Source organism: Bosea sp. OAE506, from assembly GCF_040546595.1.
GTDB lineage: Bacteria > Pseudomonadota > Alphaproteobacteria > Rhizobiales > Beijerinckiaceae > Allobosea.
The window spans coordinates 806,110-830,117 of sequence record NZ_JBEPOB010000001.1; the positions used below are offsets into that span (position 1 = coordinate 806,110).

The 24,008-nt window shown below is 68.6% G+C and carries 22 protein-coding genes and 1 tRNA gene; 9 read left to right on the forward strand and 14 right to left on the reverse strand.

Features of this window, described 5'->3' with window-relative positions:
* Positions 1-22: 22 nt before the first annotated feature.
* Entirely contained in the window at positions 23-1,378 is a 1,356-nt protein-coding gene (locus tag ABIE41_RS03880; protein ID WP_192643493.1) for an ActS/PrrB/RegB family redox-sensitive histidine kinase, read from the reverse strand.
* Positions 1,379-1,579: 201 nt separating this feature from the next.
* Between ABIE41_RS03880 and ABIE41_RS03885 the strand changes: the two genes are divergently transcribed.
* Complete coding sequence (locus ABIE41_RS03885) at positions 1,580-2,881, forward strand: polyhydroxyalkanoate depolymerase (RefSeq protein WP_192643494.1); 1,302 nt, start codon at positions 1,580-1,582, stop codon at positions 2,879-2,881.
* 107 nt (positions 2,882-2,988) lie between these two features.
* Here ABIE41_RS03885 and ABIE41_RS03890 read toward each other — a convergent pair whose 3' ends face one another.
* Positions 2,989-4,413, reverse strand: coding sequence for a sodium:proton antiporter (locus tag ABIE41_RS03890; RefSeq protein ID WP_192643495.1), 1,425 nt, complete (start codon positions 4,411-4,413; stop codon positions 2,989-2,991).
* Between the two features lie 171 nt (positions 4,414-4,584).
* On the opposite strand from ABIE41_RS03890, the gene ABIE41_RS03895 reads away from it, so the two are divergent.
* Positions 4,585-5,373, forward strand: a complete 789-nt coding sequence (locus ABIE41_RS03895; protein ID WP_192643496.1) for a class II glutamine amidotransferase — start codon at positions 4,585-4,587, stop codon at positions 5,371-5,373.
* A 275-nt stretch (positions 5,374-5,648) separates the two neighbouring features.
* Here ABIE41_RS03895 and ABIE41_RS03900 read toward each other — a convergent pair.
* Both ABIE41_RS03900 and ABIE41_RS03905 read right to left on the reverse strand, forming a co-directional pair.
* A tRNA-Ala gene (locus ABIE41_RS03900) sits at positions 5,649-5,724 on the reverse strand.
* 193 nt (positions 5,725-5,917) lie between these two features.
* Complete coding sequence (locus ABIE41_RS03905) at positions 5,918-6,319, reverse strand: TIGR02300 family protein (RefSeq protein ID WP_192643497.1); 402 nt, start codon at positions 6,317-6,319, stop codon at positions 5,918-5,920.
* Positions 6,320-6,530: 211 nt separating this feature from the next.
* On the opposite strand from ABIE41_RS03905, the gene aroA reads away from it, so the two are divergent.
* The 3 genes from aroA to ABIE41_RS03920 all read left to right on the forward strand — a co-directional run bounded on the left by aroA (position 6,531) and on the right by ABIE41_RS03920 (position 9,430).
* Positions 6,531-7,871 (forward strand): 3-phosphoshikimate 1-carboxyvinyltransferase, encoded by a 1,341-nt coding sequence (aroA, locus tag ABIE41_RS03910; protein ID WP_192643498.1) that lies wholly within the window; start codon positions 6,531-6,533, stop codon positions 7,869-7,871.
* On the forward strand, positions 7,868-8,542 hold the full coding sequence (gene cmk / locus ABIE41_RS03915; protein ID WP_192643499.1) for a (d)CMP kinase: 675 nt from the start codon (positions 7,868-7,870) through the stop codon (positions 8,540-8,542). Before aroA ends, cmk begins: the two co-directional genes overlap by 4 nt.
* Positions 8,543-8,617: 75 nt before the next feature.
* Complete coding sequence (locus ABIE41_RS03920; protein WP_192643500.1) at positions 8,618-9,430, forward strand: DUF1194 domain-containing protein; 813 nt, start codon at positions 8,618-8,620, stop codon at positions 9,428-9,430.
* A gap of 116 nt (positions 9,431-9,546) precedes the next feature.
* Here ABIE41_RS03920 and hrpB read toward each other — a convergent pair whose 3' ends face one another.
* On the reverse strand, positions 9,547-12,057 hold the full coding sequence (gene hrpB / locus ABIE41_RS03925; protein ID WP_192643501.1) for an ATP-dependent helicase HrpB: 2,511 nt from the start codon (positions 12,055-12,057) through the stop codon (positions 9,547-9,549).
* A gap of 86 nt (positions 12,058-12,143) precedes the next feature.
* Here hrpB and trpA point away from each other — a divergent pair, with 86 nt between their 5' ends.
* The 4 genes from trpA to ABIE41_RS03945 are packed head-to-tail and all read left to right on the forward strand — an operon-like array spanning position 12,144 to position 16,162.
* Positions 12,144-13,004 carry a tryptophan synthase subunit alpha gene (gene trpA / locus ABIE41_RS03930; protein ID WP_192643502.1) on the forward strand — a complete coding sequence of 287 codons (861 nt, stop codon included), beginning with the start codon at positions 12,144-12,146 and terminating at the stop codon, positions 13,002-13,004.
* Between the two features lie 49 nt (positions 13,005-13,053).
* Entirely contained in the window at positions 13,054-13,959 is a 906-nt protein-coding gene (gene accD / locus ABIE41_RS03935; RefSeq protein WP_192643503.1) for an acetyl-CoA carboxylase, carboxyltransferase subunit beta, read from the forward strand.
* Positions 13,960-13,975: 16 nt separating this feature from the next.
* Entirely contained in the window at positions 13,976-15,298 is a 1,323-nt protein-coding gene (locus ABIE41_RS03940; RefSeq protein ID WP_192643504.1) for a bifunctional folylpolyglutamate synthase/dihydrofolate synthase, read from the forward strand.
* An 18-nt stretch (positions 15,299-15,316) separates the two neighbouring features.
* The gene (locus tag ABIE41_RS03945; RefSeq protein WP_192643505.1) at positions 15,317-16,162 is read left to right on the forward strand and encodes an aldo/keto reductase; all 846 of its coding nucleotides are present in this window, start codon (positions 15,317-15,319) and stop codon (positions 16,160-16,162) included.
* Positions 16,163-16,335: 173 nt separating this feature from the next.
* On the opposite strand, the gene hisA is transcribed toward ABIE41_RS03945, so the two are convergent.
* The 9 genes from hisA to ABIE41_RS03990 all read right to left on the reverse strand — a co-directional run bounded on the left by hisA (position 16,336) and on the right by ABIE41_RS03990 (position 23,900).
* Positions 16,336-17,076, reverse strand: a complete 741-nt coding sequence (hisA, locus tag ABIE41_RS03950; protein ID WP_192643506.1) for a 1-(5-phosphoribosyl)-5-[(5-phosphoribosylamino)methylideneamino]imidazole-4-carboxamide isomerase — start codon at positions 17,074-17,076, stop codon at positions 16,336-16,338.
* The gene (hisH, locus tag ABIE41_RS03955; RefSeq protein ID WP_192643507.1) at positions 17,064-17,720 is read right to left on the reverse strand and encodes an imidazole glycerol phosphate synthase subunit HisH; all 657 of its coding nucleotides are present in this window, start codon (positions 17,718-17,720) and stop codon (positions 17,064-17,066) included. The genes hisA and hisH overlap by 13 nt, the downstream gene beginning before the upstream one ends.
* Positions 17,717-18,202: a DUF2628 domain-containing protein gene (locus tag ABIE41_RS03960; protein ID WP_192643508.1), complete on the reverse strand. Its 486-nt coding sequence runs from the start codon at positions 18,200-18,202 to the stop codon at positions 17,717-17,719. The genes hisH and ABIE41_RS03960 overlap by 4 nt, the downstream gene beginning before the upstream one ends.
* A 12-nt stretch (positions 18,203-18,214) precedes the next feature.
* Positions 18,215-18,802 (reverse strand): imidazoleglycerol-phosphate dehydratase HisB, encoded by a 588-nt coding sequence (gene hisB, locus ABIE41_RS03965; RefSeq protein ID WP_192643509.1) that lies wholly within the window; start codon positions 18,800-18,802, stop codon positions 18,215-18,217.
* Between the two features lie 170 nt (positions 18,803-18,972).
* Complete coding sequence (locus ABIE41_RS03970; RefSeq protein WP_192643510.1) at positions 18,973-20,169, reverse strand: O-succinylhomoserine sulfhydrylase; 1,197 nt, start codon at positions 20,167-20,169, stop codon at positions 18,973-18,975.
* Positions 20,170-20,296: 127 nt separating this feature from the next.
* Complete coding sequence (locus ABIE41_RS03975) at positions 20,297-21,040, reverse strand: pyrimidine 5'-nucleotidase (RefSeq protein WP_192643511.1); 744 nt, start codon at positions 21,038-21,040, stop codon at positions 20,297-20,299.
* Between the two features lie 166 nt (positions 21,041-21,206).
* Complete coding sequence (gene argB, locus ABIE41_RS03980) at positions 21,207-22,106, reverse strand: acetylglutamate kinase (RefSeq protein ID WP_192643512.1); 900 nt, start codon at positions 22,104-22,106, stop codon at positions 21,207-21,209.
* A gap of 79 nt (positions 22,107-22,185) precedes the next feature.
* Positions 22,186-22,554: a DUF423 domain-containing protein gene (locus ABIE41_RS03985; RefSeq protein WP_192643513.1), complete on the reverse strand. Its 369-nt coding sequence runs from the start codon at positions 22,552-22,554 to the stop codon at positions 22,186-22,188.
* Between the two features lie 110 nt (positions 22,555-22,664).
* On the reverse strand, positions 22,665-23,900 hold the full coding sequence (locus tag ABIE41_RS03990; RefSeq protein ID WP_192643514.1) for an alpha/beta hydrolase family protein: 1,236 nt from the start codon (positions 23,898-23,900) through the stop codon (positions 22,665-22,667).
* Between the last annotated feature and the right edge of the window lie 108 nt (positions 23,901-24,008).

The window sequence follows — 24,008 nt, forward strand, 5'->3', positions numbered from 1 at the left end:
CAACGCATGGTGGGATCGGCCCTCATGAGCCAACTCCATGTGGTATCGCGAGGTCCACCTTTGAAGCCCCGGCGGGCGGCAGATCCGCCTCGAAGGCGGCGCGCAGCCATGTCATGCTGACACAGGCGCCGCTGGCGGGCTCCGGGCGGTTGGAAAATGCGATCGCCGCCCCGCCGCGCTCGAGCAGCGTCTTGGCGATGAAGAGCCCGAGGCCGAGGCCGCCGCCGGCCCGGTTCTCGCCGGCGCCGTGGGTCAGATACGGGTCTCCCGCCCGCATCAGCACGTCGGGCGGAAAGCCGGGGCCGTCATCGGCGATGGTGAGCATCACATGGTCCTGGTTCCACTCGGCCGTGATCGTCACGGTCGAGCGGGCGAAATCGACTGCGTTGTCTACGATGTTGCCGAGCCCATAGATCATGCCGGGGTTGCGACGGCAGACCGGCTCGGGCTTCTCGCCCTGCAGGACGATCTCGAAGGGCACACCGAAGGGCCGCTGCGGCCCGGCCGCCTCCTCGATCAGCAGCCGCAGGCTGAGCTGGTGGAGCGGCCCGGCCTCGTCGTCCTGGAGCGAGGTGAGCTTGCCGAGGATGCCGCGGCAGCGCTCGACCTGCTCGCGCAGCAACGCAATGTCCTCGGCCATCTCGCCCTCCGGCGGCGCCAGACGCGACAGTTCCTTCGAGACGAGGGCGATGGTGGCGAGCGGCGTGCCCAGTTCATGAGCAGCGGCCGCGGCCAGGCCATCGAGCTGCGAGAGGTGCTGCTCGCGCGCCAGGACCAGCTCGGTCGCCGCGAGCGCATCCGAGAGATCGCGGGCCTCCTTGGCGACGCGCCAGGCATAGATGCCGGTGAAACCCAGCCCGAGCACGAGCGCGACCCAGCTGCCGAGCTGGTAGTGCAGCGGCAGCACGGGGCGATCGGGCCCGGCCCAGGGCAGCGGCCAGTGCGTGACGCTGACCAGCGTCGCAAGCGCAATGGCGAGGCCGCCCAGCAGCAGCGTCCGCTGCGGGGGAAGCGCGGTCGCGGAGATCATCACCGGGGCCAGCAAAAGGATCGAAAACGGGTTCTGCAGCCCTCCGGTGAGGTAAAGCAGCACCGAGAGCTGGACGATATCGAAGGCCAGCAGCGCCGTCGCCGCCCCCGGCTGCAGCCGGTGATTCAACGGAAACCGGATGCGCAGCGCGATATTGAGCCAGGAGGACACGGCAATCGCGGTGAAGCACCAGCCGAAGGGCAGCGGGTAGCCCAGGCCGAAATGGACGCCGGCCACGGCGAGGCTCTGGCCGGCGATGGCGAGCCAGCGCAGGCGCACGAGCGTGTCGAGGCGAAGCTGGCGGTTGACCCGGCCGAAGGCGGGGCGAGTGGCGTCTGCGGGGATCATGCGCGGAGACGATCCTGCGGCAGGTCGGGGGTCAAGCGGGTTCTCCGGAATGCGATGAACTGTGAGCGAGCGGGGCAGGAGTGAAATCTTAGCCTTTTGCAGGGTTGTATGAGAACAAATTGGGCATAGGGTGCGTTGCTGTTGCGGCGCATCATTCCTGCTGCGCCGCCCGAAGGACAAAAACGTATGTATGGTGCCGCCATGTCGTTCGCCTACCATGCCTATGAAGCGGCTCACATGATGCTCGGACCGGCGCGAGGGGTTTCGGATGCGATGCATCTCGCCTTCCGCAACCCGGCCAATCCGCTGACCTACACCCCGATGGGGCGCACCATCGCCGCCTCCTGCGAATTGTTCGAGCGGACGACGCGCCGCTACGGCAAGCCAGCCTTCGGCCTGGCGGAGACGACGATCAACGGCGTCAAGGTCGCGGTCGAGGAGCGCGTGGTCTGGGAGCGGCCCTTCTGCCGCATGGTCTATTTCGACCGCCGCATCGAGGGCCGCCGCAAGCCGCAGCCCAAGGTCCTGATCGTCGCCCCGATGTCGGGCCATTACGCGACGCTGCTGCGCGGCACGGTCGAGGCCTTCCTGCCCGGGCACGAGGTCTACATCACCGACTGGGTCGATGCCCGTCTGGTGCCGATGATGGCGGGCCGCTTCGATCTCGACGATTACATCGACTACGTCATCGCCATGCTGCAGATGCTCGGGCCGGAGACGCATGTCATGGCCGTCTGCCAGCCTTCCGTGCCGGTGCTGGCGGCTGCCGCCCGGATGGAGGCCGAGGGCGACGCCTGTGCGCCGCGCTCGATGACGCTGATGGGCGGGCCGATCGACACCCGCCGCTCGCCCACCGCAGTCAACTGCCTGGCGATGGAGCGCGGGACGGACTGGTTCCGCCGCAACTGCATCACCAAGGTGCCCTTCCCGCATCCCGGCACCTTCCGCGACGTCTATCCGGGCTTCATGCAGCTCTCCGGCTTCATGGCGATGAACATCGACCGGCATGTCAGCGCCCATTACGAGATGTACAAGCACCTGATCGCGGGCGACGGAGACTCGGCGGAGAAGCATCGCGACTTCTACGACGAGTACATGGCGGTGATGGATCTCACCGCCGAGTTCTATCTCCAGACCGTGGAGACCGTCTTCGTCGAGCATGCGCTGCCCAAGGGCACGATGATGCATCGCGACAAGCCGGTAGACTGCACGGCCATCCGTCGCGTCGCGCTGATGACGGTCGAGGGCGAGAAGGACGACATCTCCGGCGTCGGCCAGACCCAGGCCGCCCATGATCTCTGCCCGAACATCCCCGACGACAAGCGCGTGCACTATCTGCAGATGGGCGTCGGCCATTACGGCGTCTTCAACGGCTCGCGCTTCCGCTCCGAGATCGCCCCGCGCATCGCCGATTTCATGCTGACGCTGGACATGGAGGCGGCCAAGAGCCGCCGGGACGCCAGCGCCACGGAGGCGCGCAAGGGGCTCAAGGTCGCGAGCTGAGGCAAGGCCCGGCCGCTTCGGCGCCCGCGCATAGCGGGTCCCAGGCGCCGCTCGAAGACAGGAAAACGCCCGCCGGTCGCAACCGGCGGGCGTTTTCGTTCGAGGGCTCAGCGGAAGAAGATAACCGTCTGGAGCAGGAAGATCGGGATCAGGATCGCGCCCGACCAGGCCATGTAGCCGAAGAAGCTCGGCATCTTCACCTTCCGGTCCTTGGCGATGGCGTAGACCATGAAGTTCGGCGCATTGCCGATATAGGTGTTGGCGCCCATGAAGACCGCGCCCGCCGAGACCGCCGCCAGCGTCAGCGCGCCCGTCGTCATCAGCACCTTGGGATCGCCGCCCGCGAGCTCGAAGAAGACGAGATAGGTCGGTGCATTGTCGAGGAAGGACGACAGCAGGCCCGTCATCCAGAAATAGGCGACGGTGTTGTGGCTGCCGTCGGGATTGGTGACCAGCGCGACGAGGCCGGAGAAGGCGCCGTTGCGGCCGGCCTGCAGCATCGCCAGCACGGGAATGATGCAGACGAAGATGCCCGCGAAGAGCTTGGCGACCTCCTTGATCGGCCCCCAGCTGAACTCGTTGCCGGCCCGCACCGGGTTGGGCGTCAGCTTCAGCGAGAGGCCGGCGAGGGCGAGCAGCACGACGTCGCGCACGAGGTTCTGGAGTTCCACCTTCGAGCCGAGGATGTCGAAGGCGATGCCCGGCTTCCAGCTCGCCGACATCAGGATCGCGGCGATGACGCCCCCGAGCAGGACGAAATTGACCTTGCCGTAGAGCTTGATGTCGCGGTCGGGCGTCGGGTCCTTCAGCGAGGGCATCCCCTCTTCCCGGCGGTAGAACCAGGTGTCGAGGGCGTAGAACGCCGCCAACAGGATGGCGACGGCGAGCCCCGTCTCCGGCAGCAGATGCGTCGTCGTCCAGAAGAAATCGACCCCGCGCAGGAAGCCGAGGAAGAGCGGCGGGTCGCCGAGCGGCGTCAGCGAGCCGCCGATGTTCGAGACGAGGAAGATGAAGAACACGACCACATGGACGTTGTGGCGGCGGCTGTCATTCGCGCGCAGGACAGGCCGGATCATGATGATCGAGGCCCCCGTCGTGCCGACAAAGCTCGCCATCAGCGTGCCGATCGCCAGCAGGGCGGTGTTGGTGGCAGGCGTGCCGTGCAGATTGCCCATGATCAGGATGCCGCCGGCGATGGTGAACAGGGCAAACAGCAGGATGATGAAGGGGATGTATTCGAGCAGGGCGGTGTGGGCGAGCGCCCCCAGCGCAGGCTCGACGCCGCGCAGCGCGACAAGCGGGATCAGCACCAGCGCCGCCCAGACAAAGGCGAACTTGCCGTAGTTCAGCTCCCAGAAATGCGGGAAGAGGATCGGGCCCAGCGCGATCGAGAGCAGCATGCCGGCGAAGGGCAGCGCCCAGAGCACGCCCATCGAGGCACCGTCGATGCCGGTGGCCGCGAGGGCCGGCCCGGCGGGCAGGCATAGCAGGACGGCAGCGGCGAGCCCCGCCAGACCGGTGTTCTTGGCCATCCCCCGCCCCACTCGTCTCGTGCCTGTCGCAATCCGTCGAGCGACGGTTATACGATGGCTCGGATGGCGGCAACCGGGCCGGGAGCACGGGCATCCGGGTTTGCCATCGCTGCGATTCGCGAGAATAATCTTCTCCGCGCAGCGCGGACTTCGCGCGATTCGGACCCGCCCATGTGTCGTTTTCTGGCCTATTCCGGCGCGCCGGTCTTCCTCGAGGATCTCGTCGCGGCGCCGTGTCATTCGCTGATCCACCAGTCGCTCCATGCGGCTGAGGCGAAGACGGGGACGAATGGCGACGGTTTCGGCGTTGGCTGGTATGGCGAACGTCCCGAGCCCGGCCAGTATCGCGAGGTGCGCCCGGCCTGGTCGGACGAGAACCTGCTCTCGATTGCCCGGCAGGTCCGCTCCCCGCTCTTCTTCGCGCATGTCCGGGCCGCGACCGGCACGGCCACGACGCGGGCGAACTGCCACCCCTTCGCCCATGGCCGGCATCTCTTCATGCATAACGGCCAGATCGGCGGCTATGGCCTGATCCGCCGCCGCCTCGAGGGGCTGATTCCGGATTCGCTTTATGCCGCCCGGGTCGGGACGACCGATTCGGAGGCGCTGTTCCTGCTCGTCCTGGCGCGCATCGAGGCCGGGATGGCACCGTCTGCAGCGCTGGCGGCGGCGCTCGGCGATGCGCTGGACCTGATGCGGCAGGCGGGCACGACCGAGCCCCTGCGCTGTGCCGCCGCCCTCTCCGACGGCGAGACGATCCATGCCGTCCGCTGGGCCTCGGACGGCAAGCCGCCGAGCCTTTATGTCTGCCAGCGCTCCGACAGCGTCGTGGTCGCCTCCGAGCCCGTCGATGCGGCGCGCGAATGCTGGCAACCGCTGGCCGGCAGCGCGCTCGTGACGGTGAAGGCGGGAACCGTGACCATCGCGCCCTTCGAGATCGGGCTCGCCGCAGCGGCCTGACTCCGAGATTTCGGCGGGCCGGATGAACCCGAAGGGGGGCTCGCGCGATTAACGACTGGTCGCTGCATCGCGGCTGCACACCTCGCCGCCCCGATCCACCCCTCCCAAAGGCCATCGGGGCGGCGATTCCGCTTTAGCGATTCGGCGCGATGGTTGCAGGCCGGCGCGCCGTGCCCGCCCGACGATTGTGCGGGGAGCAGAAGCGCGACCTGATGGCCGGGCCTCGGAGGCTTCCGGACGGCCCGGGGAAGATGTCAGAGATCTGAGAGGGGAGATGGTGGAGCCAGGCGGAATCGAACCGCCGACCTCTTGAATGCCATTCAAGCGCTCTCCCAACTGAGCTATGGCCCCACTCTCAGCCGGCGGACATGGGGGTCGGCCGGGGTCTTATTCGGTTCCGGAAGGCCGGGCTTTCGCCTCGGAGGATCCAGGAACCGGGCGCCGCGTCAGCGGCGAAGCGCTCTATAGGCGGGAGCGGAGGAAGACTCAAGCACCGATTGTCGCTCGATCGTCATTCTTTTTCGCCGCTCCGGCGAGGGTGGGCTCAGACGTCCTCGTCGCCCTCGATGTCGCCATCGATCAGGTCGGCGACGTCGTCATCGCCTTCCTCGTCCTCTTCCAGGAAGGTGTCGTCATCGGGCGCGACGTCGTCTTCGACCTCGATGTCGTCCTCGCTGGTGACGACGGCGTCCTTCTCGGTCGCCTCGGCATCGGCCTCGTCGAGCGAGACGAGCTCGACCGCGCTGTCGGCGGCCTCGACCTCATCCTCGTCCTCGTCGGACTTGGCCGCAACGGCAGCCGCCGCGGCCTTGGCCTGTGGCTCGAACATCGAGCGCGGATAGGACTGTCCCGTGTAAGGCGAGACGATCGGATCCTTGTTCAGGTCGTAGAATTTGCGCCCCGTCGTCGGGCAAACGCGCTTGGTGCCAAGTTCCGGTTTCGCCACTGCGTCGGACCTTCAATCAATCATGTTCTGAAAAGCAGGCGCGTCCGTTAGTCGGGGCGGCCGGCGCTGTCAAATGCTGATTCGCCCGCATGGTGCAGGAACGGTGCCGCGGCGGGTGCCGGGAGGCCGCCCAACGCGGACGTGACGCCTGCCGGGCCGGCATGCTAGGCCACGCCCTGCCCGATCGACCAGCCTGCAGAAGAACACGCCCGTGGCCCACGCTCACACCCCCGTTCCCGTCACCGCCCGCCGCAGCGGCCCGCTGCGCGGCCGCGTCCGCGTCCCCGGCGACAAGTCGATTTCGCACCGCGCGATGATCTTCGGCCTGCTCGCGATCGGCGAGACGAAGGTCACTGGCCTGCTCGAGGGCGAGGACGTGATGCGCACCGCCGAGGCCGCCCGTGCGCTGGGCGCAACCGTGCATCATGACGGGCCGGGCTCATGGCGCGTGCGCGGCGTCGGCGTCGGCGGCCTGCGCGAGCCGGCCGGAACGCTGGATTTCGGCAATGCCGGCACGGGCTCCCGGCTGATGATGGGTGTCTGCGGTTCGCACCCCATCACCACAACCTTCGACGGCGACGCCTCGCTGCGGAAGCGGCCGATGCGCCGTATCCTCGACCCGCTGGAGCAGATGGGCACGGTCATTGTCTCGCAGGAAGAGGGAGGGCGCGTGCCCCTGACCCTGCGCGGGCCGCGCGAGGCGCTGCCGATCATCTATCGCACGCCGGTCGCCTCGGCGCAGATCAAGTCCGCCGTGCTGCTCGCCGGGCTTGCCGCGCCGGGCGAGACGACGGTGATCGAGACGGAGGCGACGCGCGACCACACCGAGAAGATGCTGACGCATTTCGGCGCCCAGGTGACGGTGTCGCATGAGGGCGACCATGGCCGGCGCATCGTGCTGAAAGGCCAGCCGGAACTGCAGGCGGCGCCGATCGTGGTGCCGGCCGATCCCTCCTCGGCGGCCTTCCCGCTGGTCGCGGCGCTGATCGTGCCGGGCTCGGACGTGCTGATCGAGAGCGTGATGACCAACCCGCTGCGCTCGGGCCTTCTGACCACGCTGCGCGAGATGGGCGCCGACATCAGCATCGAGAGCGAGGCCAATGAGGGCGGCGAGGCGGTGGCGACGCTGCGCGTGCGCGCCGGCTCGCTCAAGGGCGTGACCGTGCCGCCGGAGCGGGCGCCCTCGATGATCGACGAATATCCGGTGCTGGCGGTGGCCGCCTCCTTCGCGACCGGGACCACGCGGATGCGCGGGCTGCAGGAGCTGCGGGTCAAGGAATCGGACCGGCTGGCAGCCGTCGAGGCCGGGCTGAAGGCGGCGGGCGTGACCTGCGCGATCGAGGGCGACGATCTGGTCGTCCAGGGCTCGGGCGGCGCAGTGGTGGGCGGCGGCACTGTCGCCACCCATCTCGACCACCGCATTGCCATGAGCTTCCTCGTGATGGGCCTGGCGACGGACAAGCCGATGCAGGTCGATGACGGGGCGATGATCGCGACGAGCTTCCCGAGCTTCGTCGGCCTGATGAACGGGCTCGGGGGCGAGATCGGATGACCGCCCCCACCGCCGGGCTCGTCATCGCAGTCGACGGGCCTGCCGCCTCCGGCAAGGGCACGCTCGCGCGCCGGCTCTCGGCGCACTACAGCCTGCCCTATCTCGACACCGGACTGCTCTACCGGATGGTGGCGAGCGCTATGCTCGACGCCGGGCACGACATCCGCGATGCGGCCGCGGCGGGCGAGATCGTCTCCCGCTTCGACCAGGGCGCCTTCGACGAGGACGTTTTGCGAGGCCGTGAGATCGGCGAGGCGGCCTCCGTGGTTGCCGCGATGCCGGCCGTTCGCAGCGGGCTGATCGAGCGACAGCGGCGCTTCGCCGCGCAGCCCGGCGGGGCCGTGCTCGACGGACGCGATATCGGCACCGTGATCTGCCCCGGCGCGCCGGCGAAGCTCTTCGTCACGGCCACGCCGGAGGTGCGCGCCGCACGGCGGCACAAGGAACTGGCCGGCCGCGGCGAAAACGCCCCTTTCGACGGCATTCTCGCCGATATCCGGCGGCGCGATGCGCGCGATTCGGGGCGCAGCGACGCGCCGCTGAAGGCCGCCGATGATGCCGTCATCCTCGACACCTCGGCACTGACGATCGAGGAAGCGCTGGCGGCCGCCATCGCGATCGTCGAGCGGCGGCGGGCGGCTTCGCCGGAGCGCCCGCTCACGGAGCGGTGACTGCGTGCCTTTAGGGCTTGGACAGAATCAAAACCGGGCGCACAGTTTCGTCACGACGGGATGACGGAGGTGGCGATGCGGCGTTGGCTGTACGGTCTCTTGAGTCTGGCGGCCGCGGGATTTGTCTCCGCCGCCGCCCTTTCCCAGCCGGCTGCCGGCCCGCCCGAAGAGGTCGATGTCGCGCTCGTTCTTGCGGTCGACGTCTCGTTCTCGATGGATCTCGACGAGCTCGCCCTGCAGCGCAACGGCTATATCGAGGCCTTCCGGTCCAAGCCGCTGCACGACGCCATCGCCAAGGGCGCGATCGGCAAGATCGCGGTGACCTATTTCGAATGGGCGGGCGGGCATTTCCAGCACATCGTCAAGCCCTGGACGATCATCGACACGCCCGCCTCGGCCATCGCCTTCGCCGAGGAACTCGGCGAGGCGCAGACACGGCGCGGACGCCGCACCTCGATCTCGGCGGCGATCGACACGGCCGTGCAGCTGCTCGAGCAGGCCAATGTCACGCCGATGCGCAAGGTGATCGACATCTCCGGGGACGGCGCCAACAATGACGGACGCCCCGTGACCGTCGCCCGCGACGAGGCCGCCGCCAAGGGCATCAGCATCAACGGGCTGCCGGTGATGCTGAAGCAGGCGAGCTATTTCGACATCGACAATCTCGACGTCTACTACAAGGACTGCGTCGTCACCGGGCCCGGCGCCTTCGTGATCCCGATCCGCGAACGGCACCAGTTTGTCGATGCGACGCGCACCAAGCTGATCCGCGAGATCGCCGAGATGCCCCGCGACGGCGAGGCGGTGGTTCAGAAAGCGCAGTCGACGGGAAACAACGCCAGCTGCCTGGCCGGCGAGCGGCAATGGCGCGACCGCATGGGGAATTGAGGAGCCTCCGAGCCGTCATGCTCGGGCTTGACCCGAGCATCTCTCCAACCGGCGCCCTTCCTTCGCGAGATTCTCGGGTCTGCGCTTCGCTTCGCCCGAGAATGACGGCCAAGCCCTTACGTTCCGCGTGGCTTGGCCCGCGTCGTCGGCGGAGCCGCGGCGGGATCGTCCGGCCAGGGATGGCGGGGATAGCGGCCTTTCATCTCGGATTTCACCGCGGCCCAGGAGCCGCGCCAGAAGCCCGGCAGGTCGCGGGTGATCTGGACTGGCTTATGGCCAGGCGAGAGCAGCTCCAGCACCAGCGGCACCCGTCCGCCGGCAAGCGCCGGATGCTTCGACAGCCCGAAGAGCTCCTGGACGCGCACCGAGATCGTCGGGCCGGCCTCGGCGCCGTAATCGACCGCGAGGCTGGAGCCGGTCGGCGCGGTAAAATGCGTCGGGGCCTCGGCTTCGAGCCTGCGCTTCAGCTCCCAGGGCAAAAGCTCAGCCAGCGCTCCGTCGAGATCGCCCGGCTGGATCGCTGCCAGCGACACCCGCCCGACGAGATGCGGCGCGAGCCAGAGGGCGGCATCGAAGGCCAGGCCTTCATCCGAGAGATCGGGCCAGGCGTCCGTCGCGCCGGCCTCCGTCGCGGCCCGTCGCAGAAACCCGACGCGCTCGCGCAACTGCAGCTGCGCCTTCGTCCAGGGCAGCAGGCCGATGCCGAGCATGGCGATGCCTTCCGCGAGGACGGTCGCGTTCGCCAGCGTCGGCTCGGCGGGCAGCGGCCGCTCGGCCAGGCTGAGAGCGCCGTAGCGCCGGACCGCCCGCACACGCAGGGCGCGGGCCGTGCGGTCGAAGGTTGTCTCACTGCGGTCCTCGATCGCGAAGGGCGAGAGTCCTGCGGCGACGAGCCAGGCGATGTCGGCTTCCGTGAAGGGCGCAGCCGAGAGGATCCGCGCCTGCTGGGCCGCGCCGGTCATCTCCGCGACCACGAGGTGGGTTTCGCGGGCGAGGCGCTGGGACGCCTCCAGCGTCGCGCCGCGGCCATTGGCGAGGAGATACTGCCCCGAACCGGCGCTGCGTGCCTTGGCGACGCGCTCGGGATAGGCGAAGGCGAGGAGGAGCCCCACTGAGAGGGCTTCGCGGGGGGTGGACGGGCCCGCAGCCCGTTCGGCGGCGCGCGCCCAGCCCTCGGCGAGGCGGCGCATATCGGCGGCGCGGCCGCCTCTCTCACGCTCCAGCCGGTCGAGCCGCTCCGACAGGTCGATCGCATCGCCTCCCAGGCCGCGCTCGACCAGAAGGGCCGCGAGCTGAGCAGCCGGCCCGGCCTGTCCGAAGCGCGCCGCTACCACCACCATGCGCGCGAGGCGCGGCGGCAGCGGCAGGGTCTGGAGGGTGCGGCCTTCCGGCGTGATCCGGCCATCGCCGTCGAGCGCGCCAATGCTGCTCAGAAGGCTGCGCGCCTCCTTCAGGGCCGGTACTGGGGGCGGGTCGAGGAAGGAGAGGCTGGTGGGGTCCGACACGCCCCAGGCGGCGCAGTCGAGCAGCAACGGCGCGAGATCGGCCGAGAGGATTTCGGGTCGTGCGAAGGCCTCCAGCGCGCCGTTGCCGGCTTCCTCCCAGAGCCGGTAGCAGATGCCGGGTTCGGTGCGGCCGGCGCGGCCGCGACGCTGGTCGCAGGCCGCGCGGCTGGCACGGCGTGTCTCCAGCCGGGTCACGCCGAGATCGGGCTCGTAGACCGGAACGCGGGCGAGCCCTGAATCGATCACCACCCTGACGCCCTCGATCGTCAGCGAGGTCTCGGCGATGGCGGTGGCGAGCACGACCTTGCGACGGCCAGGCTGCGCCGGCAGCACGGCGCGGTCCTGCTCGGCTTGGTCGAGTGCACCATAGAGCGGCGCGATCTCGACATCCCTGTCGCGGATGCGCTCGCGCAACCGTTCCTCGACCCGCCTGATCTCGCCCTGGCCGGGCAGGAAGACGAGCTGCGAGCCCGGCTGTTCGGCGAGCGCCAGCAGCACCGCGTCGGCGACCTGGTCCTCGATGCGCTTCAGCGGCTCGCGGCCGAGATAGCGCGTCTCGACCGGGAAGGCCCGGCCCTGGCTCTCGATCACCGGCGCCTCGCCGAGCAATCTGGCGACACGCGCCCCATCCAGCGTCGCCGACATCACCAGGATGCGCAGATCCTCGCGCAGGCCTCCTTGCGCATCGAGGGCGAGCGCCAGCCCGAAATCGGCATCGAGCGAGCGCTCGTGAAACTCGTCGAAGAGCACGGCGGCGATGCCGTCCAGCGCCGGATCGTCGAGGATCATGCGGGCGAAGACCCCCTCGGTGACCACTTCGATGCGCGTCTTCGGGCCGATCTTCGATCCCAGCCGGACACGCAGACCGACCGTCTCGCCGACACGCTCGCCCAGCGTCTGCGCCATGCGGGAGGCGGCGCCGCGCGCCGCCAGCCGGCGCGGCTCCAGCACGATCAGCTTGCCCCCCTTTGCCCAGGGCTCGTCGAGCAGGGCGAGCGGCACGCGCGTGGTCTTGCCGGCACCCGGCGGCGCAACGAGCACGGCGTTCGGCCGGTTGCGCAGGGCGGCCGCGAGATCACCGAGAACGGCGTCGATCGGGAGGGGCGTGTCGAAGGCGCGCATGACCGGTGGGATGTGACGCAGCCCGCCATCGTGCGCAAGCGCAACCCTCTCGCCAGTGCGCGCGCGCCATGCTAACCGCTCAGCCCATGACCGATACCCAGACAGCCACCGGCCAGGCTCGCATCCAGGCCCGTTTCCAGGCCTGCGCTGCCGAGGGCCGCGCCGCGCTCGTGACCTTCGTCACCGCCGGCGACCCCGACCTCGCCACCTCGGCCGCGATCCTGACCGCTCTGCCCGCGGCCGGCGCCGACATCATCGAGCTCGGCGTGCCCTTCACCGACCCGATGGCCGACGGCATCCCCGTCCAGCTCGCCGGGCAGCGCGCGCTCAAGGCCGGCCAGACGCTGAAGAAGACGCTGGCCATGGTCGCGGAATTCCGGGGCGCCGGGCACGACACGCCGATCGTGCTGATGGGCTATTACAATCCGATCTATGTCTATGGCGTCGAGCGCTTCCTGCAGGATGCACGCGCCGCGGGCGTCGACGGTCTCATCGTCGTCGATCTGCCGCCGGAGGAAGACACCGAGCTCTGCCTGCCGGCGCTGGCGGCGGGCGTGAGCTTCATCCGCCTGGCGACGCCGACGACCGACGACCGGCGCCTGCCCAAGGTGCTGCAGAACACCTCGGGCTTCGTCTACTACGTCTCGATGACCGGCGTGACCGGCGGCGCGATCACCAATTACGACGCGGTCGGCGATGCGGTGGCCCGGATCAAGCGCCACACCGACCTGCCGGTCGCGGTGGGCTTCGGCGTGAAGACGGCGCAGGATGCCGAGACCATCGCGCGGGGCGCCGACGGCGTCGTCGTCGGGTCGGCACTGGTCGAGCGCGTGCGCCTCTCGCTCGATGCCGATGGCAAGGCCACGGAAAAGACCGTTTCGGCTGTCACCTCGCTGGTCTCCGAACTGGCTGCGGGCATCCGCTCGGCCGCCCGCGCCGCGGCCTGAGGCCACCGGCCTCGCCCGTCCTCCGCGCCAGAACCGCAAGGGTCGATCCATGAACTGGATTTCCGAAGTCGTCCGGCCACGCATCAAGACGCTGTTCAAGCGCGAGAGCCCGGAGAATCTCTGGATCAAATGCCCCGATTCCGGGCAGATGGTCTTCCACAAGGATGTCGAGGCCAATGGCTTCGTTATTCCCGGCTCCGACCACCATATGCGCGTCACCGCGCAGGACCGGCTGAAGATGAACTTCGACGAGGGCAAGTGGCTCGACGTGCCGCTGCCCGAGGTCGCCGCCGATCCGCTGAAATTCCGCGACGAGAAGCGCTATATCGACCGGCTGAGGGACGCCCGCGCCAAGACCGGCGCGGCCGACGCCTTCAAGGTCGGCTATGGCCGGGTCAAGGGCTTCGCCCTGACGATCGCGGTGCAGGATTTCCACTTCATGGGCGGTTCGCTCGGCATGGCCGCCGGCGAAGCCTTCATCAAGGGCGCCCAGACCGCGATCGAGAAGAAGACCCCCTATGTCGTCTTTGCCGCCTCGGGCGGGGCGCGCATGCAAGAGGGCATTCTCTCGCTGATGCAGCTGCCGCGGACCACCGTCGCGGTGCGGATGCTGCGCAAGGCCGGCCTGCCCTATATCGTCGTGCTGACCAACCCGACGACCGGCGGCGTTACCGCTTCCTATGCCATGCTGGGCGACATCCACATCGCCGAGCCGGGCGCGCTGATCGGCTTCGCCGGTCCCCGCGTGATCGAACAGACGATCCGTGAGAAGCTGCCCGAGGGCTTCCAGCGGGCGGAATACCTCAAGGATCACGGTATGGTCGACATGGTGGTGCACCGCCACGACCTGCCGGAGACGCTCGCCCGCCTCGGCCGCCTGCTGACGAAGCAGCCGGCGGCGGGCCAGGACGCCAAGCCTGCGGTGCCCGCCGCACCGGTCGCCGAAGCCGTCTGAGGCTGCGTTCGGGATCATGGGGTCGTCCGATACGGTTCTGGCTCGCCTGCTGGCGCTGCACCCGAAGCTTATCGACCTCTCGCTCGGGCGGATTCTGACGCTGCTCGAGCGCCTCGGTGACCCGCAGAAGCGCCTGCCGCCGGTCATCCATGTCGCCGGCACCAACGGCAAGGGCTCGACCATCGCCTTCATGCGGGCGATCCTCGAGGCGGCGGGGCTGCGGGTCCATGTCTACACCTCGCCTCATCTCGTGCGTTTCCACGAGCGCATCCGGCTGGGGGCGCCTGGCGGCGGCCGCTTCGTCGACGAGGCGGTGCTGGTCGAGGCGCTGGAGCGCTGCGAGCGGGCCAATGCCGGGGATGCGATCACCTTCTTCGAGATCACGACGGCCGTCGCCCTGCTCCTCTTCGCCGAGCATGAGGCGGATGTGGTTCTGCTCGAGGTCGGCCTCGGCGGGCGTTTCGATGCCACCAACGTCATCGCCAACCCGGCCTGCACGGTGGTGACGCCGGTTTCGCTCGACCATGCCGAATATCTCGGCGACACCGTCACCAAGATCGCGGGCGAAAAGGCCGGCATCTTCAAGCGCGGCGCTCCCGCCGTCATCGCCCCGCAGGAGCCCGAGCCGACGGCCGTGCTCGAGGCGACAGCCGAGCGGATCGGCGCTGCCCGGATCCTCATCGGCGCCCAGGATTTCACGGTCCACGAGGCCGGCGGCCGGCTGGTCTACGAGGATGGCGACGGACTGCTCGACCTGCCGCTGCCGAAGCTCGCGGGCCGCCACCAGCACGTCAATGCCGGCACGGCGATCGCCGCGCTGCGGGCGGCCGGCTATGGCGGACTGCCGAGTTCCGCCTTCGAGCAGGGCATGCTGAATGCCGACTGGCCGGCGCGGCTGCAGCGGATCGCGCGTGGCAAGCTCGCGGAACTGGTGCCGGGCCGCGCCGAACTCTGGCTCGATGGCGGCCACAATCCCGATGGCGGCCGCGTGCTGGCCCAGGCCATGGCCGATCTCGCCGACCGCAACCCGGCGCCTCTGGTGATGATCGCCGGGCTGCTCTCGACCAAGGATGCGGGCGCGACGCTCGGCCATTTCAAGGGGCTGGCGCAGATGCTGTTTGCCGTCCCGATGCAGAACCAGCTTGCCGCCCGGCCGGCCGAGGAGGTGGCGGGACTCGCACGCGCGGCAGGTCTCACGGCCGAGGTTGCGGGCTCCGTCGAGCAGGCGCTGCGCGAGATCGCTGCGCGCGACTGGTCGGCGCCGCCGCGCATCCTGATCTGCGGGTCGCTCTATCTCGCGGGCGAGGTGCTGTCGGCGAACGGCACGCTGCCGGCCTGAGGCCTCTGGGAGACAGACATGGCGACTCGTCCCTTCGGACCCACCGGCCGCGATGTCCCGGCCATCGGCCAGGGCAGCTGGTATATCGAGCAGGGCGACCGGGCTGAGGCCGTCGCGGCTTTGCGGCGCGGGCTCGATCTCGGCCTGACCCATCTCGACACCGCCGAGATGTATGGCGACGGGCGTTCGGAGGCGATCATCGGCGAGGCGATCGTCGGGCTGCGCGAAGAGGTCTTTCTCGTCTCGAAGGTGCTGCCGCACAACGCCTCGAAGGCTGGTGTGCGCGCCGCCTGCGAGCGCTCGCTGCGCCATCTCAAGACCGATCGGCTCGATTGCTACCTGCTGCACTGGCGCGGGCCGCATCCGCTGGCGGAAACCTTCGCAGCCTTTGAGGACCTCAAGGCCGAGGGCAAGATCCTGTCCTGGGGCGTCAGCAATTTTGACGAGGACGATCTCGACGAGGCGCTCGATGTGGCGGGCCCGGGCCGGATCGCCTGCAATCAGGTCCTCTATCATCTCCGCGAACGCGCGATCGAGCATGCGGTGATCCCGTGGTGCGAGCGCCACGGCGTCGCGGTGACCGCCTACAGCCCGTTCGGACATGACGGGTTCCCGGCGGCGGGCAGCCCGGGCGGCCAGGTTCTGGCGGACATCGCCACGGCCCATGGCGCAAGCCCGCGGCAGGTCGCGCTCGCCTTCCTGACGCGACGCGCCAGCGTCTTCGCGATCCCGAAGGCCGGGACGCAGGGCCATGTCGAGGATAATGCCGGCGCGCTGCGGCTCACGCTGACGGAAGACGAGCTGGCGCGGATCGGGGCGGCCTTTCCGCTCGGCCGGAAGCCGTCCTCGCTGCCGATGCTGTAGCGAATGGTGATTTGGCACGGAAACACGCCGTCATCCCGGACAAGCCGCGAAGCGGCGCAGATCCGGGATCCATCATAGAGCTCCGGAGCCCTCCGATGGATCCCGGGACAAGCCCGGGATGACGCCGTGCTTCCGAGATAACTCAGAATACTGTGAAGGCTTGCGGCCCGCGCTCAGGCGGCGCGCGCCAGCCGCTCCAGCGCGGCGGCGGGGTCGATGCGGCCGTCATAGAGCGCGCGGCCGGTGATGGCGCCTTCGAGGATCGCGGCGTCTTGCGCCATCAACCGCTCGATATCGGCCATCGAGGCCAGGCCTCCCGAGGCGATGACGGGGATGGTCAGCGCCTGGGCGAGGCCGATCGTGCCGTCCCAGTTGATGCCCTGGAGCATGCCGTCGCGGGCGATGTCGGTGTAGACGATCGCGGCGACGCCAGCATCCTCGAACCGCCGCCCGAGATCGGCGGCCGCCAGCGTCGAGGTCTCGGCCCAGCCTTCGACGGCGACGAAGCCGTCGCGCGCATCGATGCCGACCGCGACCTGCCCCGGAAAGGCCTTCGCCGCCTCGCGGACGAAGCCCGGGTCGCGCACCGCAGCCGTGCCGATGATGACGCGGCGGATGCCCTTGGCGAGCCAGCCCTCGACCGTCTTCATGTCGCGGATGCCGCCGCCGAGCTGCACCGGGAAGGCGACACGCTTGAGGATGGCCTCGACCGCCGCCGCATTCATCGGCTTGCCGGCGAAGGCGCCGTCGAGATCGACGACGTGGAGCCACTGAAAGCCCTGGGCCTCGAAAGCGGCGGCCTGCGCGGCGGGATCGTCGTTGAAGACCGTCGCCTGGTCCATGTCGCCCTGCTTCAGGCGCACGCACTGGCCGTGCTTGAGGTCGATGGCGGGGAAGAGAATCACGGCTTCCATCTCAGAAAATTGGCGAGCAGCCGGAGCCCGAGCGTCTGGCTCTTCTCCGGGTGGAACTGGGTGCCGGCGATATTGTCGCGCCCGACCATCGCCGTGACGGGCCCGCCATGGTCGGTGACGGCGATCACCTCCGCCGGACGGGCGGCGGCCAGCGCATAGGAGTGGACGAAATAGGCGTGCAGGCCGTCGGGGCCGGTCTCGATGCCGTCGAGCAAAGCGTGGTCGTTTTGCCTGCTCAGCGTATTCCAGCCCATATGCGGAATCTTGAGGCCCTCGCCGTCAGGCACGATCAGCGACACATCGCCCTCGATCCAGCCGAGGCCGTCGGTGACGGTGTATTCGAGCCCGCGCGAGGCCAGCAACTGCATGCCGACGCAGATGCCAAGGAAGGGACGACCCTTGCCCTGCACAACCTCATCCAGCACCTCGACCATGCCCGGCACGGCATCGAGTCCGCGGCGGCAATCGGCGAAGGCACCGACGCCGGGCAGCACGATGCGGTCCGCGGCGCGGACCGCATCGGTGTCGCTGGTGACGGAAATGGTCGAGGCGACGCCGGATTCAGCCGCCGCACGCTCGAAGGCCTTGGCGGCGGAGTGCAGATTGCCCGAGCCGTAATCGATGATGACGACCGACTGGCTCATCGGCCCTGCGCCTCGGGGAAGAGCCCGATCACGGGAACCGGGCCGCTCGGCTGCGTTCGCGCCGGAGCCGGAGCGGGCAGGCGCGACGGGGCGGCCTCGCCGGCCAGCGCCCGCTCGAAATAGCGCCGCTCGGCCTCGGAGAGATCGCGCGCCTCGACGACATCGGCCAGGCGCCAGCCCTGCCGCGCTAGCTTGCGGGCCTGGAGGTTATGGCCCTCGAGCCCGAGGAACAACGCGATCGTCCAGTGCGCGATCAGCAGGGCGCCATTCGTCAGGCCGAACCGGTTTCCCGCATAGAGCAGCGCGCCCCAGAGCAGGGCATAGATCAGCGTGGCCAGCCAGAGCCGCTTCCCGAGCAGCCAGAGCCCGCCGAGAACGAAGGCCGGCCAGGCGAAGGTTTCCGGCAGCAGACGGGCCTGTTCGATCTCGTCACGCGCACCGCCCGAGCCCGGCGGCGGGATCATCACCGTGTAGAATGCCATGCTGCGATCCTCTCAGAGCGCGCCCTTGGTCGAGGGCACGCGGCCGCCCTCGCGCAGATCGACCTCGAGCGCGTGACGCAGCGCCCGCGCCAGCCCCTTGAAGCAGCTCTCGGCGATGTGGTGGGCATTGTCGCCATAGAGCGTTTCGACATGCAGGGTGATGCCGGCATTCATCGCGAAGGCCTGGAAGAACTCGCGCACCAGCTCCGTGTCGAAGGTGCCGATCTTCTGCGCCTCAAAACGCGTGCGGAAGACGAGGAAGGGGCGACCGGAGACATCGACGGCGACACGCGTCAGCGTCTCGTCCATCGGCAGATGGATGTCGGCATAGCGGCGGATGCCCTTCTTGTCGCCGAGCGCCTGCTTCAGCGCCTCGCCGAGCGCGATGCCGGTGTCCTCGACGGAATGGTGGTCGTCGATATGGGTATCGCCCTTCACCGCGACCTTGAGGTCGATCAGGGAATGGCGGGCGAAGAGGTCGAGCATATGGTCGAAGAAGCCGACGCCCGAGGCGATCTCGGCCTTGCCGGTGCCGTCGAGAACGAGCGAGACCGCGATATCGGTCTCGTTGGTGCGGCGCTTCACTTCGCCAGAACGCATGACGGCCTCTGTTTCCGGAGCAATTCGCGAGGCTTTAGCAGGCGGCCGGCGGGATGGCCATGGCCGAGGCCAGGCTCGTCATGCTCGGGCGAAGACCCGAGCATCTCTTGCCGGAGATTCCCGGGTCTACGCTGTGCTCCGCCCGAGAATGACGCGGTGGCGCTCGACGCTCACACCCCCGCCAGTGCCGTCGCCAGATCCGCGATGAGGTCATCGGCGTGTTCCAGACCGACGGAGAGGCGGATCAGCCCTTCCGAGATGCCCATGCTGGCGCGGATCTCGGCGGAGAAGCGCTGATGCGTCGTCGTCGCCGGGTGGACGATCAGGCTCTTGGCGTCACCGAGATTGTTGGAAATGCGGATCAGCTTCAGCCCGTTGAGGAAGCGGAAGGCGGCCTCCTTGCCGCCCTCGACCTCGAAGGCGACCAGCGTGGAGGGGCCCGTCATCTGGCGGGCGATGATGTCGGCCTGCGGATGGTTCTTCGAGCCCGGGAAGATGACCCGCGACAGGCCGGGGCGGCTGGCGAGCCATTCGGCCACGATCGCGGCGTTGTGCGCCTGCTGGCGCACGCGCAGCGGCAGGGTCTCCAACGCCTTCAGCATCACCCAGGCGTTGAAGGGCGAGATCGCCGGGCCGGTCTGGCGCAGGAAGGTCTGGACATGGGTCTCGATGAAGTCCTGCGAGGCGAGGATCAGCCCGCCGAGACATCGGCCCTGCCCGTCGATGTGCTTGGTCGCCGAGTAGACGACGCAATCGGCGCCGAGTTCCAGCGGGCGCTGGAAAAGCGGCGTGGCGAAGACGTTGTCGACCACGAGCGTGGCACCGACCTCCTTCGCCACGGCGGCGACGGCCGCGATATCGATGACCTCCAGCGTCGGATTGGAGGGGCTTTCCAGGAAGAACACCTTGGTCTGCGGCGTCACGGCTTCGCGCCAGGCGGAGATGTCCGTGCCGTCCACCAGCGTCGAGGTCACGCCATAGCGCGGCAGATGCTCCTCGACGACATATCGGCAGGAGCCGAACAGCGCCCGCGAGGCGACGACATGGTCACCCTGGCGGACCTGACCCATGATCGCGGCGGTGACGGCGGCCATGCCGGTCGCTGTCGCGCGGCAGGCTTCCGCGTCCTCGAAGGCGGCCATGCGGGCTTCCAGCATGGCGACGGTCGGGTTGGAGAAGCGGGCGTACTGAAAGCCCGGGTCCTTGTTCAGGAAGCGCGCCTCGGCCTGTTCGGCGCTGTCATAGACATGGCCCTGCGTCAGGAAGAGTGCCTCGGAGGTCTCGCCGAACTGCGAGCGCAGCGTGCCGGCATGGACGAGACGCGTCTCGGGATGGAAGGCTCCTGCCCCATCGTTCCGGTCCGACATGATGAAAACTCCAAAGCGTTCTTTTTACAGAACTTTCGGGTATCACTCTTGTCGCCTGCGGTAAAGCGGCGCGAACCCGCCCGCCGTCGCGAGCGGTCGGCCCGTGTTTCCACCGGTCGTCGGGTCCTCAGCCGCGAGCGAGCGGCGTCAGGAAAGCGGTCAGGTCGGAGGTGACGTGGTGGACATGCCCCGCCTCGACGGCGGCCTGCTCCCAGGCCTCGCGGAAGGGATCCGGCGTCCGCGGGATGATCAGCACGGTCTTCATGCCGAGTTCGCTCGGCACCAGCAGATTCTTCTCGATGTCCTCGAACATCGCTGCGCGACCGGGATCTACCGCATGCTTGGCAAGAAAGAGCTCATAGGTCGAGCGCTCCGGCTTGGGTGTGAAGCCGGCCGCGACGATGTCGAAGACATCCTCGAAATGGTCGATGATGCCGAGCTTGCCGGCGACGTTGCGGGCATGGGCGACAGAGCCGTTGGTCAGGATCAGCTTGCGGCCCGGCAGGGCCGCAATGGCGTCGCCCAGCGCCGGATCCGGCTCGAGCAGGCTGAGATCGACGTCATGGGCGAAGTCGAGGAAATCGTCGGGCTCGATGCCATGCTCGGCCATCAGACCGTTCAGCGTCGTGCCGTAGCGATGGTAATAATAGTTGCGCAGTGCGTGGGAGGAGAGTCCGTCGAGCCCAAACAGCTCCTGCAGGAACAGGGTGATCCGCTGATTGACCTGCGGCCAGACCTGGCTCTCATGCGAGTAGAGCGTGTTGTCGAGGTCGAAGATCCAGTGGTCGACATGCGCGAAGGCCTCCACCTGGAGCGGCGGGGTCGCGACGGGCGGATCGGTCTCGGCGAGGAGCGGTGCGTGCGTGTTCATGGGACGGACTCATGTGGCGAGCCGAGCCTGACATGCAAGAGTTCTGCTAGCGGTTAAGAGCAACGCGTCATGCTCGGGCTTGACCCGAGCATCTCTGACACCAGCCCTTCACGTCACGAGATTCCCGGGTCGCCGCTGCGCGACGCCCGCGAATGACGCTCTCCTCTCACCGCCGGATGATCGTGCCCGAGCCGGTGTCGGTGAAGAGCTCGATCAGGGCCGCATGGGGCACCTTGCCGTCGAGGATGACGACCGCCTCGACGCCCTTTTCCAGCGCGTAGATGCAGGTCTCGATCTTCGGGATCATGCCGCCGGAGATGGTGCCGTCGGCGATCAGGCGGCGGCACTCCTCGACCGTCAGCTCCGGGATGAGCTGCTTGTCCTTGTTCAACACGCCGGGCACGTCGGTCAGCAGCAGCAGGCGCTTGGCATTGAGCGCGCCCGCGATAGCGCCGGCGAAGGTGTCGGCATTGACGTTGTAGGTCTGGCCGTCCGCAGCGGCGCAGACCGGCGCCAGCACCGGAATCAGCTCCGCCTTCAGCACGGAATCGAGCACGGAGGTGTCGACCCGATCGGGCTCGCCGACGAAGCCGAGGTCGAGAACCTGCTCGATCTTCGAATCGGGATCGACGACGGTGCGCGTCACCTTGCGGGCGGTGACCATGTTGCCGTCCTTGCCGCAGAGCCCGATCGCCTTGCCGCCCTCGCGGGAGATATAGCCGACGATCTCCTTGTTGACCGAGCCGGCGAGGACCATCTCGACGACATCGACGGTCGCCGCGTCGGTGACACGCAGGCCCTGCTTGAACTCGGACTTGATGCCGAGCTTGTCGAGCATGCGGGCGATCTGCGGGCCGCCGCCATGGCAGACGACCGGCTTCAGGCCGGATTGCTCAAGCAGCACGATGTCCTCGGCGAAATCCTCGGCGGTCGCGGCATCGCCCATGGCGTTGCCGCCATATTTGATCACGATGATCTCCTGGTCGTAGCGCTGCATGTGCGGCAGCGCCTGGACGAGCAGGTCGGCGGCCTGCGATGGCGTCAGATGGGCGGCGGGGTTGATCATCGGTCGAGGCTCCGCGACGGCGCGCGAGGCATCCGCGCCGGGTGCGGCTTCTAGAGGAAGATGGGGGCGGACGGAAGCGTCAGCTCCGCTTCGCAAAAGCAGCCGACAGCGCCAGCAGCAGCCAGCCGCCGAGCATCCCGAAGCCGCCGATCGGGGCTGCGCGCGGGAAGAGTGCTGCGCCGGAAAAGCCGCGTCGCGACAGATCGGCCGCAAACAGCGCCACGCCCGCGACGATCAGCGAAAGCGCGATGCGCGACATGAGATCGGAAAGTAAGCCGGCCTTGCGGGCGGCGGTCGCGCCAAAGACCAGCGAAGCGTGGAAGAGCAGCATCTGGCCGGCCGTCTGGACGTTGCTCGTGCCCGTGACATGGGCGGCGGCGGCGAGCAGCGCGACGCCGGCCAGCCCCATCAGGGCGGCGAGAACGAGATGGATCTTGGCGGCGGTCATCGAGGCCCCTGGGCTGCGCGCCACGATGCTGCGGCGCGCAGGCTGGATGCGGGGCGCGGCCGCCCGGCGTCAAGCGCAGCCGGCAGCGGCCCGGTGACGCGCCGCGCGCCTTACTGCGCGTCGAACCAGGCCTTCCACTGCGGCACGGCCGTGGCGAAGGTGCCGCGATGGCTGGTGTCGCCGGTCGGCACGGCCTCGACCTTGTCGTTGCCGATCGCCTTTTGATAGGTCATCGGCAACTGGCCGATCTCGATGCGGATCGCCTCGTCGGTCAGCCCGTAATAGGTCCGCACCGGCGTCTTGATCACCCAGCGATAGGCGCTGGTCTGGGCCACGAGCCGGCCATAGGCCGAGTTGGCGAAGAACTGGGCGTCGAAATACTCCGGCCGGATCAGCTTGCGCAGGTCGGTCGGCACGGCGGCCGGATCGAAGGGTTCGCGATAATAGGCCTTGCGCGAAATCTCGTAGGTCTCGTCGGTCAGGAGCGAACGGGCGAGGCCGGGCATGTTGTGATAGTTCTCGAAGGAGAACACGTTCAGCATGAAGATCGTCGTGATCCAGCTCGCATCGATCTTGCGCGGGAAGTTCAGGAAGCCGTTGAAGGCGGCGAAGGCGTCCGCAGGCGCGCTGGCGGTGGTTGCGGCCTTCACCGGCATGCCGACGGCCTCGAGCCGCTCCAGCATGGCGAGCGTAACGAAGCCGCCCTGCGACCAGCCGCTGAGGAAGAGCTTGCTGTCCGACAGCTTGAGATCGGCGAGCACGGCGCGGCTGGCCAGGACCATGTCATAGGTCGCCTGCTGGTGGCTGCCCTTGACGAGGTAGCCTTCCGGCTCCTTCGAGGCGCCCATGCCGAAATAGTCGGCCCCAGTGACGAGATAGCCCTGGCCCGCGAACTGGGCGATCATCAGCTGCGTCTCGGGCGACTGCTCGGGGAAGGAGGGGACCTGCTCCTTTCCGTAGACCGTGCCGTGCTGGTAGGAGACCATCGGGAAGACGGTGTCGGCCGTGTCGGGCACCGCGAGCAGCCCGGTCGCCGAGATCGGCCGGTTGCCCTGCTCCGGCACCACCGACGGATAGGTGACGCGATAGAGCTTCACCGCGTTGCGCGCCGGGGTGTAGCTGACGGTGATGCCGGCGAATTTCGGCGTGTCGGTGGTGAGAATCTGATTCAGCCGCGCCACATCCCAGCGCCCGATCAGCTCATACTGGACGCCGGAGGTGACCTTGACCGGCGCGGCCTGCGCCGCGGGTGCCGGCGCCGCCTGCTGGGCCGAGGCCGGATTCGCGACGGCGAGGGTCGTCGCCAGCAGCACGGCCAAGGAACGGATTCGGTTCAGGATCGTCATGGAGCCCCCAGCCAGCCGGGGCTCCGGGTCATCATGCCCCGGCCGTCGCCGCGGCACGATCGCCATCCTGCACGGGCGCTGTAAAGATTTGGTGGCCGGCCGCCCCGC